The organism is Dyella sp. (genome assembly GCF_036384435.1).
Lineage (GTDB): Bacteria > Pseudomonadota > Gammaproteobacteria > Xanthomonadales > Rhodanobacteraceae > GSA-30.
The window spans coordinates 1-14,636 of sequence record NZ_DASVMI010000118.1 but is presented as its reverse complement, the minus strand read 5'-3'; the positions used below and the strand labels follow the sequence as shown (position 1 = coordinate 14,636).

Below are 14,636 nucleotides of genomic sequence, written 5' to 3'. Positions count from 1 at the left end.
GCGCTGGCCAGGTACGACATTACGCAGACCCGGGACGAATCCATCCGTACGTTCTACAAGGCAGGCCCGGCCGGTATACCGACCCAGGTTGCCTTCAGTCAGGCCGCGCGCTGGGACAGCCTCGACGATGATCGCGCCGAGGGCTGCATTCGTGACTACGAGCATGCATTTTCCAAGGAAGGTGGGCTCGCCGTACTTCACGGCAACATCGCCCAGGACGGCTGCGTGGTGAAGACTGCCGGCGTGGATGCATCCATCCTGGTCTTCGAAGGCCAGGCCAAGGTCTTCGAAAGCCAGGATTCGGCGGTCAGGGGCATTCTGGCCAATGAGATCAAACCCGGCGACGTCGTGGTCATCCGCTATGAAGGTCCACGCGGCGGTCCGGGCATGCAGGAAATGCTCTATCCCACCTCGTACCTGAAGTCCAAGGGCTTGGGCAAGCAATGCGCCCTGCTCACCGATGGGCGCTTTTCTGGTGGCACTTCAGGTCTGTCGATCGGCCATGTGTCGCCGGAGGCCGCCGCCGGTGGTGCCATTGGCCTGATTCGCGAGGGCGACCGCATCCGCATCGATATTCCCAATCGGCGCATCGACCTGCTCGTCGACGATGACGAGCTGGCCTCACGTCGTGCCGAACAGGACGCCAAGGGATGGAAGCCGACCGAAACGCGCGCACGCAAGGTAAGCACCGCACTGAAGGCTTATGCGTTACTGGCGACCAGCGCCGACAAGGGCGCGGTACGCAACAAGGCGATGCTCGAGGATTGAAGAGCAAGGCCGCCCCACGCGGCGGCGGCCAGGAGTGAGGCGGCGAGGATAATATCTCGTCTCACTCCTGACTCACTTCTACAGGGATCACACCAGCGGCCGCGTTGATGCTTCCGCCGCGGCCAAGGCGCGAAAACGCAGGTATATCGCCATGCACAGGCCTGCCAGGGCTGCCGCACTGCCGATCAGGAACACGCTATCGTAGCCCGCCCGATCAGCCAGCAAGCCCGCCACCGGGCCGGTAAGGCCATAGGCCAGATCCTGGAATGCCGAATATGCGCCCAATGCCGTACCCCGCAGATGAGGCTGCACCAGGTGCACTACTTCGCGACCCATCGCGGGAAATACCATCGAACACCCCAGCCCGGTCAGGAAGGCGCCAGCCAGGGCCAGCAACGGATCATGGGCGCTCCAGATCATGGCCTGGCCGATGGCCTCGACCACCAACGATCCGATGGCGATCGGCAAGCCACCGATGCGATCGGGAAGGTGGCCAAGACAAAGGCGGACAAGCACGAAACCGGTGCCGAATGCCGTCAGGCCAAGGCCCGCGTGCATCCATTGCCGATGCATGAAATACAGCGCAAAGAATGCACCGATCGCCGCGAAACCAATGCCTTGCAGGCATACCACCATGCCGTGCATCCAGATGCGCCGGATCACCGCGCTTAAGGGCGGACGATCGGCCTGCGGATGCGGCGCAATGCCGTGCATGCGCCATATCGCGATCAACCCCAGGCATGGCAGCACGGCACTGAGCAGCATCGCACCGGTAAAGCCGGCATGATCGAGCACGAGCAAGCCGATCGGCCCGCCAATGGCCAGTGCACCGTAGATGGCAGCTCCCACCAGGGCCAGGACCTTGCCCGATTGCGCTGGCCCTACCATACCGACACCCCAGCTGATGACACCAACGCCGACCAGACTTTCGCCGAGTCCGAGCACCAAACGGCCCAACAGCAGAACACCGTATGCCAGCCACGGTTGCGACGACCATGCGCCGGCCACCAACGCGATCAGCGAACCTGCCGCATACAGGCTCAAGCCACGCCATACCGCGGCCTTGGCCCCATGGTGATCGGTGAATGCTCCGGCACGTCCTCGCGTGAGGATGGTGGCGAAGAAAGCGACCCCCACAGCCAAGCCCGCCCAAGCGTTATCAAGGCCCAGCGTCGCAGTGACGTATACCGGCACGCTGGGCAACGGGATGGCAACACACAGATAGCCGACAAAAAGAATCGCAGTCAGCAGCAGTAACCGTGCCAGCCCGGGCTGGCGTTCATAGGAAGAAGTCATGTCGTATGGCTCGCGCTACGATCAGTTGCGGCCGCCATTGGCCTTGATGATTTGCCCGTTGACCCAGGTGCTCTGCGCACTGGCCAGGAAGGACACTACATGGGCAATATCATCCGGCTCGCCCAGGCGTCCGAGCGGAATGTCACCGACCAGGCGCGCGATCAGTTCCGGTGACCGACCGGTCAACAGCAGTTCGGTCGCAACCGGCCCCGGAGCGACCGCGTTGACCGTGACGCCACGCGCGCCCAATTCCTTGGCCAGTACGTGCGTCATGGCTTCGACCGCGGCCTTGGTTGCAGCATAGACACCATGGCCAGGCTGATAGTGGCCAATAATGCTGGTGGACAGGTTGATAATGCGTCCGCCATCGCGAATGCGCCGGGCTCCCTCGCGCATGCCGTTGAAGCTGCCCGTGAGATTCACCGCGATCTGGCGCTCGAAGTCTTCATCGGTCACTTGCGCCAACAAACCGCCCTTGCTGATGCCGGCGTTGTTCACCAGCACGTCGACGGGACCGAACACAGCCTCGGCCTGGTCGAACAGGGCACGTATCGATCCCGCGTCAGCCACATCGGCACCGACGGCCATGGCGCGTCCACCGGCCTGATTGATCGCGGCCACAACCTGCCCAGCCTCGTTCGCGCTGGAAGAAAAGTTGACGATGGTATGGAAACCGTCCGCAGCAAGTCGTCGCGCCACGGCAGCGCCGATGCCCTTGGATGCACCCGTCACGATGGCGGTGCGAATGGAATGAGACATGGAATGTACTCCGTCATGCACGCCCCGGACGCTGTCACGAGAGGCGGCCGACGCGAAAAAAGAGAGATGGCAAGGGACGTCATCGCGAACAAGCTGATGCTCGAAATGCGATGGATTAATCGCATTCAAGAATACGATCAATTATTCGCATTTCATATTCGCATTGCCAGGATCTGGGACGGCCTCCCGGATATCCATCCAATATATTGATTTATTTAGCCATTCATACCGACGTCAGCAGCCGGGAAGGCGCTTCGACGACTGTGAGATTCCGAGACGTCAGGTTTCACAAATTTTACCCGGGTCATATTGACTTCCATTTTTACCCGGCTAAAAATATCCGGCACGCGGGTGCCAGAGACACGCCCGTCCCTGCCCAAGCGCCTTTTGAGCCACTCAAGGAATCATCAATGAGCACTCCCCAGCCCATGCGCTATCTGGAACCGTCCGCTGAAACGGGCCGCCGCTTCGTACAGCGAGGCATCGAAGGTGACGTCGTCATGCTCAACCTGCTGCGCTTTCGCAGTGTGGCCGACTACTCGGCCCATCCCGCACTGGCTCCTGCCGAACCCATTTGCGGCGCCGAGGCGTTTGAACGCTACATCCGCCATACCTTGCCGTTTCTCCAGGAAAGCGGAGGCGAAATCATGTTCCTCGGCTCCGCCGACGCCTGGCTGATAGGGCCCGACGATGAATCATGGGATATGGCGATGATGATCCGGCAACGCAGTGTGTCGTCGTTTCTGGCTTTCGCCAGTAACCAGGCCTATCTGGTGGGCCTGGGCCATCGCGCTGCCGCGCTTGAAGATTCACGGCTGCTTCCCCTGACCGCGCTACCGATGCCCGCCTGAGGAAAGAACATGGCAATCCAAAGACTCAAGGCCAACAGCATCGATCTGGCTTACGAAAGCTTCGGCCATGATAGCGCTCCCGCCATCCTGCTGATCGCCGGGCTGGGCACACAGATGATTCGCTGGACATCGGATTTTTGCGAGGCACTGGTCGCACGCGGCTACCGCGTTATCCGTTTCGACAATCGCGACACCGGACGCTCCACTCACTTCACCGACCAGCCCGCACCTGACCTCGCGACGCTGGTAAGCACCTTGATGGCTGGCCGGCAACCGCAGGTGCCTTACACGCTGCATGACATGACCGGCGATGCCATCGCGCTGCTCGATGCACTCGGCATCGAGAGCGCCCATATAGTAGGACGCTCCATGGGCGGCATGATTGCGCAACTCATGGCCAGCGATTATCCGCAGCGCGTACGTTCGCTTACCTCGATCATGTCCAGTACGGGCAATCCAGCCCTGCCTCCGGCAGCACCCGATGTCATGGGCATGATGATGCGCCCTGCTCCTGATCCTACCGCGAACGAAATGGCATTTATCGCCCACGGGCTTGCCTTCGCACGACGGATCGCAGGCACAGGGCATGCTTTCGATGAAAGTGTGCAATTGTCGCTACTGCGTGAGGAAGTACGACGTGCCCATGTCCCTGGCGGCTTCGCACGCCACATCGCGGCACTGGCGGCAACGGGCGATCTTCGCCCACGGCTGGCCACGCTGCGGCTACCGGCTCTGGTCATTCATGGCTTGGAGGATCCGCTCATCCTGCCTGCATGCGGTCAAGACACAGCGGCCTCGATCCCCGGTGCCGAACTTCTCCTGATCGAAGGCATGGGACACGATTTGCCTGCCGTACTCTACCCCGTGGTAATCGACGCCATCGCGCGCGTCGCGCGCCAAGTAGATTTTTCAGACCTGGGCCGCCCGCATCAACTGACCTGATAGGACTGCGTATTGATCTGCAACACCGCATCGAATTGCACTTTTTCACGCTCGCCGCCAAAGTGCACCAGGGCCTCGACACGAAAGCGCAGCGCGCGCTCATAGGCGCGCTGTGCCTCCATCACCACCCGCACCCTCGTCAGGCGTGGCTCATGCAGGCTTATCGCTGCCTCCAGCGATCGGCGGATACGGTCGCGATCGCGTGGACTAAGCAGATTGCTCGATGAAAAATCGGGAATACCATATGTCAGCGAGGACTGGCGGCAGGCTTCGAATGCTTCGGGAATGACCCGCGCGGCTTCCGAACGTGTGTTGAGCAACGCATCAAGATCGCGCGACACCAGTTCGCGAAATTCGGTCAGGGAAATCGCACGACCGCTATCTTCGGGCAACGGTTTGTCGGCAAGACGGTCCAATACGCTACGCATGTGCGCTTACATCGCCGAATTGAGCTTGCGATCCCAACCGGCAAGTTTCTTGCCCTCGGAGGTACCGGTACGCCCTTGCGGCTGGTACGTGAATTCGATGCGCGTATAACTGAGCACGAGTTCCTCCACCGGCAACACATCGTTGTTGCCCACGCCTACTTTCCACTTGTTGACCGTGACATCGCTCAACTGGATCTGCAGATACTCCAATCCCTCTTCTCCCGAGGCCTTGCGGCATGTCAGCACCGCCTTGGCGATCTTCTGCTGAGTCGTGGCTGCCTTCAACAAAGGCGCCGACGCAGCATCAACACGTTTGATCAAGCGCAGGTCCCCCACGCTGACACCCGCCGTGATGCCATAGAAAGCGGCCTCGGCACCCCGACGAAACTTCGGAAGATCACCGATGCCACCCGTGAGACGTTCGACCGCGCCGCTATCGCCCAGGTCATCGTTGACCGCAAACGACCAGCCGTCGATTTCAATCTCGCCGGTGTGATCGGCATCCTTGGCTTCGCCGCCAATGCCATCAAGCTTGAGGAAGAAGTCGCTGCTCAAAAGAAGTCATTCCAGTCGGAATTGCTATAACCGCCGAGGTTGCCAGTCCATTTCCAGATGCCGGCCGCGGCGATGCCCGAAGCCCCCACTCCCATGCCGAAACCGCCGCAGTACACCGAATGAAACAAAGTGCCACCCACGATCGACGCCGCAAGGATACCCACCGCACTGGTGGAGGCTGTGATGTACATGGCCGAATAGCCCAGTGCGGCAGCGGCACCGATGGTACTCACGCGACCGGCGGTCAGGTTGAGATCGTCCAGGCTGAACGGTCGGTCGAGCTTCATGTCGCCATAGCCCGCCTGCGGTAGCGACCAGTCCGGCGGCACACTCAGCCCGCTCGCATTTCCGCCGGCAGCCAGGCCCCCTCCCACGAACGTGAAACGATGCGCTTCTTTCAAGGCCGCGCTGCGGAAATTGAACAGGAACACGCCGCCACCGGCGCCGGCTCCCCCGCCGAGTTGTCCCACGCACATCACCTGCCAGTCGTCGACCTTGGTATTCCAGCCCATGAACTACCTCGTCTGATTCATGAAAAGCCGTCAACGGTGCATTCCGCCGAACGGATACCACGCTCACCCGAGTCGAAGAGCCGGGGCCACCCATCATCCGCGCATGGCAGGTCCGGTGGCCCCAACCCTGATCTCAACTTGCCTTGTTGGCGTGGCGGTCGTAGCCAACCGTGACGGCACCTTCCAGCGAGCCATCCGCCTTCTGCGGCTTGTATTCGTAGGTGATCTTGGCGTAGTTCAAGCCAATCGACTCATTCGGGATCGGGCTATTTCCACCGGCAGCCGAAGAGTGGTAGCTGGAAATCATCACGTCTTCCAACGTGAGCTTCAGATACTCCTGCTTGTCACCACCGGCCTTGCGGCAGGTCAACACCATGCTCTTGATGTGCTGGCCAGTCGCGACCGCCTTAAGCAGCTTGGGCGTGGATTTATCGGCAAACTTGGAAATGGTGATGTCGGTGAAGTCCGCCTTGCCTGCACCACCACCGCCGCCAGCACCAAACGTGCCTTGGTTGGTCGCGCCCCAAGACCAGGATTGGATCTCAAGCTCGCCCTTGTGCTTGTCATCGGTGGACTCGCCCTCGATGCCGTCAACCTTCAGGAAAAAGTCGCTCTGTGACATGGAATCAGTTCCTTAAAAGAAAGGGTTTCAGCGTGCCGACTTGGGAAGCTCGGCCACCAGACGCAGCGAGACGCTCAGTTCGTCCAGCTGGTAATGCGGCCGCAGGAAGGCCACTGCCTTGAAGGCTCCCGGCTTGCCGGGAACGTCCACGACTTCAATGCTGGCCTCACGCAACGGATACTTCGACTTCATTTCCTGCGATGCGTTGTCATCCAGCAGCACATACTGGGTAATCCAGGTATTGAGGAAGCGTTCCACGCTGGAGCGCGAGGCAAAGCTGCCGATCTTGTCGCGCATCATCGATTTCAGATAATGCGCGATACGACTGACAGCAAAAATGTATTGCAGTTGGGACGCCAGGCGAGCGTTCGCGTTGGCCGCGTCGGTGTTGTACTCCTTGGCTTTCTGCGCGCTCTGGGTGGAAAAGAACGCCGCGTAGTCGGTGCCCTTGCAATGCACCAGCGGAATCATGCCCAGATCGGCCAGCTCCTTCTCGCGACGATCGGTAATGGCAATTTCCGTGGGACACTTCAAGGCCACTTCACCATCATCCGTGGCGAACGTATGCGTGGGCAGCCCTTCCACCAGGCCGCCACCCTCGACGCCACGAATCGCTGCCGTCCATCCAAACTTCGCAAAGGCATCAGTGATCTTGGCACCCAGCGCGTAAGCGGCGTTGGTCCACAGATAACGGCTGTGGTCCTTGCCCGATACGTCCTCGATGAAATTGAAGCTCTCGACCGGCGTGGTTTCCGGGCCATAGGGAAGACGGCCCAGCACGTGTGGCATGGCCAGGCCGACGTAGCGCGAATCTTCCGACGCACGGAACGATTTCCACTTGGCGTATTCGACTGTATCGAAGATCTTGGCCAGATCGCGCGGGCCAGAAAGATCGGTGAAGCTATCAAAACCGAACAACTCCGGCGACGCGGCCGTGAGGAACGGCGCATGGGCAGAGGCCGCCACGTGCGACATCTCCTCAAGCAGGTACATGTCCTCGGCGCTTCGGCTGAATTCGAAGTCGCCGATCATGGTGGCAAATGGTGCACCGCCGAAGGTGCCGTATTCTTCTTCGTAGATCTTCTTGAACATCGTGGACTGGTCAAAGTCCGACGCGTTCTTGAAGTCCTTGATCAGTTCCTTCTTGCTGCAATTGAAGACCTTGATCTTCAGCGATGTACTGGTTTCGCTGTTGTCCACCAGATATTTCAGGCCGCGCCATGATCCTTCCAGGCGCTGGAATTCCGGAGTATGCATGATCGCCGATAGCTGACTGGAGAGCAGCTTGTCGATATCGGCGATGCGCGCATCGAGCGACGCGATGGCATCGCTGGAGATGCTGATCTGCCCGTCTGTGACCTGATTGACCAGTTCGGCGATCAGGTCGCGCGCGCGATCACGCTCGGCATCGTTCTTGGCGATGCGGCTCTGGCTGAGAATATTGTCGAGCAGGCTGCCCTCTTCCGCAGCGGTCCCAAGGGACTGCGCGACATCTTGTTGTGTGCTGGCCATAGTTGCCTCGATGGGTCTGTGTGGGTAGATGCGGCGGATGCGGCTGCTTACTCGGCGTCGCCGGGCTTGCCACCCACTTCCTTGGTCAACCGAGTAATCTGGTCGGTGTTCTGCAACACTTCGTTGAGCAGTTCCTCGAACTTGTCGTTGCCCGCCATCTTGTTGCGCAGGTCGGCCAACTTGCGACGCGCCTCCAGCAATTTGCGCAGCGGTTCGACCTGGTTGGCCACGCTTTCTGGGCTGAAATCCTCAAGGCTTCGGAAATTCAATTCCACGCCAATCTTCGAGCCGTCGTCCTTGAGCTTGTTTTCCGCCTGCACCTGCACGCGCGGTTTCATACCCTTGAGTACGTCGTCGAAGTTGTCTTTGTCCAGGTTCACGAACTTGCGTTCCTTCAGCTTGGCCAATGGCTCTGCCGGCTGGCCGCTGAAGTCGCCGATCACACCTGCCACAAACGGCAGTTCCTTCTTCTCGATCGCATCACCGACTTCCACATCGTAGGTCAGTTGCACACGCGGCGCGCGCACCCGATCGAGTTTGTGCTGCGTACTCTCTTTCTTGGCCATGAGTCATCTCCCTGCTCGTTGGGCGAACCGCAGCGCGCATACGCGGCGGCAATGTCGAGGAAGTCTAGGAATGCGTGAAACGCGAAAGAATTAGCCGGACGGCCAGTCGGCGGCCTATGCCTTTCGCGCAGGGTTGTTTGCCAGGGAGGAGTAACGCGGGTGACCTGCGCGGCTGTCGCAGGAGTGATTTTGTTCGCCATGCCACGCGTTGAGGAATCGCGGGAAGGAAAGCTTAAGAGCACCAATCTGCGACTGAATCGCAGATTGCTTCGCGAATGAATTCGCTCCTACCTGGTGATGCAAGAGGCGATGTGGACGACGTAGATCCTTCGATGGGGGGAGGCGGGAAATTCACTCGCCGGCGATGCCTACCCGATCGCGGATCGACGATAGCACGCTGCTATCACGCACGACCTCCGCCAGCCATGCGTCCAATGGCATGTTGGCCCAGGCGATGGCCTTGTCGATCATGAAGGAAATGGGATTGTGCGGCTCCGTACGACGGAAGAATCCGGAGATGTCGCGCAAAGCGCGCAGGGCAGCCTCCTTACTGGCGGCACTATTGCCCTCAAGGTCCAGCGGACCACCTGCTGTCATCGATGCTCCTGGTGGCGTGCCTGCCTCCCCATCCGACGAATCTTCGGCCACCGCCACTCCGATGCCCTTGGCTTGTGCGGTCTTGCCGACAACTTGCCGGATACGCTTGAGAACATCCTCGATAGTCGCCAGAGAAGGCGCGGCACGTCCCAGTTTTTCATCCGCACTACGCTTGAACTGCTCGAATGCTGCCAGTGCACCATCGGCTGCATCGATCATCGTCAGTAGCGCATCGTTGCCGTTCTCGGACATGGCCTTGTCGAACGCCTCGCCAGTCAGCCGGCCCTCGTCGACCGCCGCGCTCCACGCCTCCTGGTTCTGCCGCGCAAGATTGTCCACTTCGCGCGAATCCAGCCATGTGGCCAAGGTCATCGGCACGGTGCCCGGGGACAGCGGCAGCTTGCGTAGCGCGTCGCCCGCATAGATGTTGAACCAAGCCAGCTTGGCGGCCCGCTCCTCGGCATCCTCGCCATCGAGTTCGGGAAACAGATGGTCCCACATGCCATCGAGCAATCCATGCAACAGCTCGAATGCCTGCCTTGCACCAACCAGCCCCTCACTGGCGATCAGCGCTTCACCCAGCCATACCGCCATTTGCAGATCCTTGCTCTGGCGCTCCAGCACCTGCGCGGCCTCGCGGATCACCTTTTTCCAGTCGGCCACTTTCAGCTCGGTCTGCCAGTCACCCTGGCGCAAGGTTGGATCATCGGCACGCCTGGCTTCACGGACCCGATCAAAGACGTCGTCGAAGCTTACGTCTTCCCCACCGGGTTGATCGGGCGAAATGGGAGCAAGCAGCTGGGCCAGTTCGATGCTCATGGATATCTCCTGCGGGTTATTCCCGCCATGGTTCATTCAATGATGGAAGCCGGCAGCGCCACGGGCGTCTGGCGAGCATTGAGGTATTGCTTCATCGCATCGGATAGATCGATAGTCAGAAATACTTGGGCCTGGGCAAAACCGACATCGCGCAAACGCCCACCGATATCGGCCCATTGCAATGGGGTATAGGAATCGCGGAAGTCGTCCAGTGTGAACGCATGCGAGCCGGTGGAGAAATCCTTGAGCAATTGCAGAAAACCGTCCTGCCCGGAATACAGCTTGGTCACGACCAGAGGCTCGGCCGCGACAGGTGGCTTGGCGTTCGCCGCGCTAGCTGAGCCGGCCGGTACCAGGGCAGCTTCGGACGGCGGCGGGGTTTCCATGCTGATACGCACCGTCGCTTGCAGACAGCCTGCCGCCGACCAATACAAAGGCAGCTTTGACTCCGCCAATGACGCGGCCTTGGTGGTCGTACTGTAATTACGATCCTTGCAATCGATCTGGACCACCGTACCGGTGTTGCCTTCAATCAAGCTGCCGAGTTGGCTGGGTCCGCTAAACATGAACGTACCGGCCAGAAACGGCTGGTCTGCGTTCGAGGTTGGCTGTGTCTGGCTTTGTGCGGCAAGCATGGCCTGAAAGCCAGCAGACAGTGGCAGGGCAACCGCACCGACGCGAATAGGCGCGCGCTCTTTCTCACTGACGAAAGGCGCAAGCCAGTCATTGACGAATGCATTGAGCTTGCCTTGCGCACCATACAACGCGGCCATCTGTTGCTCCGGCGGCATGGTCTTTAGCGGAGCAACCACCCCCTCGTTCCAGCGCTGCTGCACATAGGATGCAGCACGCTGCACCGTGAGATAGAGCAGCAGGCGTGAAGGTCCCTGCACGACCGACCACGCCGCCAGATCGTCGCCCTTGAACTGCGCCGCGAACTTGTCCTCCGGCCGATCCACGCTCTGCAGCAACGTGGCGTATTCGTTCGCGGGCGATTGCGTGGGTGCTCCCTTGGCCCGGTACAAATCGGCCATGATCTGGTACAGATTCTGCTCGCCTCCCTGCGCCTGCAAGCGAAGATAGCCGTTGGCAAACAAGGCCCTCTGCTTGGCCAGCACCTGGCGCTGGGTATCGAACTGCGCGAGCAACCAAGTCGGCGCAGGCTCGCCGGACTTGCTAAACCAGCCGGCTACCGTATGCCAGAGAAAAACGCCAAACGGCCTCCAGCCGCCCCAGCCAGCAGCCTGGGTAGCGTCCCAGGCCTGTCTCCAACGCATGGATAGCGGCAACTGCAATGGCAGGCTCAGCAATTGCCGCTTTTCGCTCTCAAAAAAAAAGCGGTAGGGATTCTCGTCACCCGCCGCGCGTGCAACCAGCTCGTTGCCACGCCCCTTCCAGAGCTTCACACCATCAAAAAACCGGCTCTGAAATTGTGCCCATGCATGAAAATAAGCGCTGAAGTAGGCATGACGAAAGCCATCGGCCAGGCTTTTTTTTTCCGCCAAGGCATTCCCGATCGTCTTGCTCATCGGCTCGACGACACCTTGCCAGGTATCGGCGGTATAGGCAGCGGAGATAGTCGGCAAGCTGCCCGCATCAACACCGACCAGTTGCCCAGTGGGCAACCAATAATCCTGCAACCGGGGGCCCGCCGCGCGCGCGTCAGCCCAGGTCTCGATATCTTGCGGTCGCGGTGAGTAAACCGCGAGCAAACGCCTCAGCTGTCCACGCAGGCGATGTTCTTCATCATCCAATACGGCCGATTTCTGCCATCGCAGATAACCCAGGTAGGTGCTGAAAAGCGCCTGGGCGTTATCCCGATCGCGCCGCGTATCGGCATCGGCGGTGAAAAACGGCGCGAACAGCCGCGACTGCGAATCGAACACCACATTATGCGGTGCTTCGCTGTCCAGGCAGTCACTGCCGCTATGCCTGCATCGATCAAGCACCCGCAAACGTTGCGTCAACGCCAACACGTGCTCGAGGCCCGCCCGTCCATTGCCGATGTCCTCGTCGATCATCTGGTCATACGGCGCGAGGATCAGGCTGGAAAAATCCGCGACGACTTCGTGCTTGAGCTGTTCGATGTCGCGATCGGAGCGACGCAGGCCAAAGCCAAGCTGCGTTTTGTCAGCGCTGGCTTCCAGTTGCTCGATAGTACGGCCGCAACCGGCCACCCAGGCGATACGCCCACTCGCTCCAGCGTTCTCGCGCCCAGTACAGGCCGCCCGCGTCTGCGCCAACAGTTGTGCATCGTCATTACGTGCCTGGCTCAACCCATGGGTGAGGTAGATCGATAACCCCAGCAACGCAGCCACACCCAGTGCGGCGACTCCCAGTCGCCCCGCGCTCCCCTTGAAACTCGTCGTAGCCAACGGCTGGTCAACGGGCAGGAAGCGCGTAAAAAGATCTGCTACGAAACCACCGGCGGGCGCATGCGTGTCGGCGCCTGCGGCAAAGAACAGGCCCCTCCAACGTGGTGTGCGCTGGAATGGATTGTCTTCCAACAGAAGGCCGATTACCTGGCGCAAGCCTGTCTGCATCCGCTGGATCGATCGCACGAATTCGAAGACACCACGCCGTCCCTCGGGGTGATGCTGCGCGGTCAGCGCGGTCATGCGCAGGGCGTGCAGGCGCTCGGCCACCGGGGCAAACAGATCCTCGAATCGCGCGCTGGTGCCGGCGCTGACGGTTTCATTTTCCGGCAACCGCCACCCTAGCGCCTGACTGAATGCCTCTGCCGGCAGTGCGCCACGGAACGTGGCATAGCCTGGCAAGTCTTCCAGACCCGTGACCAGCACATAGACCGGCAGGTTGACTTGCAAGTGCTCCATGCTTTCATCGACCAGGCGGCGCAGACGCATGCCTACGTCTTTGAGCGCATCGGACGCGTCGAGCAAGCTGCGCGCCCCGACGCAGACCACCACACCGTTGAGCGGCAACTGTTCGCGCTCGCTGGCCAGTTGCATCAATGCCTGATACCACAAGCCCCGCTCGGTGCGGGCATTCGCGTCGCAAACCAGCCGGGGGCTGGTCTCGATGGCAATCATCGACTTGAAGAACCACCAGCGCCATAGGGCATCGGCGTCGGCTGCCGCGGGCGCGGGGAATGGCGATACCGCGCTAGCCGCCTGCAACAGCGAGCGTACGTGCGCATCGTTATCGCCAAGGAATAGCAACCAGGGCACCCGATAGAGCGGATTGCGCCCGCCTGCCATCTCCGGCGAGCGCTGAATCGCTCGCTTGGCTTCCTGGATGGCCGCACTCATCCTTGCCAGCGGCTCACGCTCATCATCGGGATTGCCGGGACCCAGATCGCCGATTCGTTTCATGGCGCGCCCGGCGCGGCTGTAACTTCGCGCTCCCCGGGTAAACCACCAGAGCACCGCCAACGCGGCCAGGCACAAACCGAGCAATTGCCAGAAGCGCGGCGGCACGACGGGCACAATCGCCGGCGCCACGAATACGATCAAGGCCAGCAACACGACGCCGCCACCGACGAACAGCGCGGGCCTAAACCAGGGTTTGTCTTTCAGGCTCATGGGATTTCCTCAGCGCGCCGGTTCAGTCTGGATGGTCATGAAATCGGCCACGAACTTGTCATCGGTCCGGTTGGCGTCGATCGCCTGCTTGAGCAGCGGCAGATAGTCCTTGGCAGACTCGCTGTCGGCACGCATACCTTCATAGAGCGGTTTAGGGGAGGACACGACACTGATCAGCTCCTGCCCGAAGGGAGCATCAACCGTGATCCAGCCTCCACCGGATACTCCAGATTGACCGATGTCGATCTGCTGGCTGGCCGGGATCAGCTGGCCGCTGCGCGGCTCACGCTGGTTGGGAAACAGGTGGATGACTTCCCCCTCGACCGTGTAGTAGTCGATATAGATGTAGCCATCGCGGCGCGCCTGGGTGAGTTTGACGATGACCTGCTCATCCTTCACGAAGCGGTCGCTGTGTCCGGTGGTCGGCGTTACCGACAGGCCATCATGTCGGTCGAGGTTGCGTTGGCGATACGGCGTCAGCAACTTGACCACTTCACAATGTGGCCAGATCAGCACCTTTACCGCGTAGCTGGGTGTCTTCACACCGGGTATCGCGGCTACATCGCCGCGCAACCGCTCCAGATCCACTGGCCTGGATACATAGCCTGTTATCGCCGTGCCGCCATCTTTGTCCACCGCCGCGCTCAGATCCGCGCAACTGTAACCGGCCAATTCACGGTCAACCAACTGCTGTACGCTGGGACCGGCCACGCGGTCGGGTGACATGAAGAACCACACCAGATAAGCCAGCGGTATCAGCAGTGCTACCACCGCGCCAATTTTCATCAGTAGCGCGTCCCACTGCCTGGGATAGCGTGCACCCACTGGATCCTTCATCAGATACGGCTGGGGGGTGATCTGCTCTTC

14 protein-coding genes are annotated in these 14,636 nt (G+C 60.5%); 3 read left to right on the top strand and 11 right to left on the bottom strand.

What is annotated here, in order from left to right; all coding sequences use genetic code 11:
• A partial coding sequence (locus VF436_RS12105; RefSeq protein ID WP_330904286.1) for a dihydroxy-acid dehydratase occupies positions 1-768 on the top strand: 768 nt, incomplete at its 5' end.
• Between the two features lie 87 nt (positions 769-855).
• On the opposite strand, the gene VF436_RS12100 is transcribed toward VF436_RS12105, so the two are convergent.
• Entirely contained in the window at positions 856-2,064 is a 1,209-nt protein-coding gene (locus VF436_RS12100) for an MFS transporter (protein ID WP_330904285.1), read from the bottom strand.
• Positions 2,065-2,085: 21 nt separating this feature from the next.
• A complete protein-coding gene (locus VF436_RS12095; protein ID WP_330904284.1) occupies positions 2,086-2,823 on the bottom strand; it encodes an SDR family oxidoreductase in 738 nt (245 codons plus the stop codon).
• A gap of 410 nt (positions 2,824-3,233) precedes the next feature.
• Here VF436_RS12095 and VF436_RS12090 point away from each other — a divergent pair, with 410 nt between their 5' ends.
• Both VF436_RS12090 and VF436_RS12085 read left to right on the top strand, forming a co-directional pair.
• Complete coding sequence (locus VF436_RS12090; protein WP_330904283.1) at positions 3,234-3,674, top strand: DUF1330 domain-containing protein; 441 nt, start codon at positions 3,234-3,236, stop codon at positions 3,672-3,674.
• 9 nt (positions 3,675-3,683) lie between these two features.
• Positions 3,684-4,616: an alpha/beta hydrolase gene (locus VF436_RS12085; protein ID WP_330904282.1), complete on the top strand. Its 933-nt coding sequence runs from the start codon at positions 3,684-3,686 to the stop codon at positions 4,614-4,616.
• Here VF436_RS12085 and tssE read toward each other — a convergent pair.
• The 9 genes from tssE to VF436_RS12040 all read right to left on the bottom strand — a co-directional run.
• A complete protein-coding gene (gene tssE / locus VF436_RS12080) occupies positions 4,604-5,044 on the bottom strand; it encodes a type VI secretion system baseplate subunit TssE (protein ID WP_330904281.1) in 441 nt (146 codons plus the stop codon). The genes VF436_RS12085 and tssE overlap by 13 nt on opposite strands.
• A gap of 6 nt (positions 5,045-5,050) precedes the next feature.
• Positions 5,051-5,599 carry a type VI secretion system tube protein Hcp gene (locus VF436_RS12075; RefSeq protein WP_330904280.1) on the bottom strand — a complete coding sequence of 183 codons (549 nt, stop codon included), beginning with the start codon at positions 5,597-5,599 and terminating at the stop codon, positions 5,051-5,053.
• A complete protein-coding gene (locus VF436_RS12070) occupies positions 5,596-6,111 on the bottom strand; it encodes a hypothetical protein (protein ID WP_330904279.1) in 516 nt (171 codons plus the stop codon). The genes VF436_RS12075 and VF436_RS12070 overlap by 4 nt, the downstream gene beginning before the upstream one ends.
• 133 nt (positions 6,112-6,244) lie before the next feature.
• On the bottom strand, positions 6,245-6,733 hold the full coding sequence (locus tag VF436_RS12065; protein ID WP_330904278.1) for a type VI secretion system tube protein Hcp: 489 nt from the start codon (positions 6,731-6,733) through the stop codon (positions 6,245-6,247).
• Positions 6,734-6,760: 27 nt separating this feature from the next.
• Positions 6,761-8,245: a type VI secretion system contractile sheath large subunit gene (gene tssC, locus VF436_RS12060; RefSeq protein WP_330904277.1), complete on the bottom strand. Its 1,485-nt coding sequence runs from the start codon at positions 8,243-8,245 to the stop codon at positions 6,761-6,763.
• A 47-nt stretch (positions 8,246-8,292) separates the two neighbouring features.
• Positions 8,293-8,811, bottom strand: coding sequence for a type VI secretion system contractile sheath small subunit (gene tssB / locus VF436_RS12055; protein WP_330904276.1), 519 nt, complete (start codon positions 8,809-8,811; stop codon positions 8,293-8,295).
• Positions 8,812-9,162: 351 nt separating this feature from the next.
• A complete protein-coding gene (tssA, locus tag VF436_RS12050) occupies positions 9,163-10,227 on the bottom strand; it encodes a type VI secretion system protein TssA (RefSeq protein ID WP_330904275.1) in 1,065 nt (354 codons plus the stop codon).
• Between the two features lie 32 nt (positions 10,228-10,259).
• Entirely contained in the window at positions 10,260-13,769 is a 3,510-nt protein-coding gene (locus VF436_RS12045; RefSeq protein WP_330904274.1) for a type VI secretion system protein, read from the bottom strand.
• A 9-nt stretch (positions 13,770-13,778) separates the two neighbouring features.
• On the bottom strand, positions 13,779-14,636 hold an 858-nt coding region (locus VF436_RS12040), incomplete at its 5' end, for a DUF4384 domain-containing protein (protein WP_330904273.1).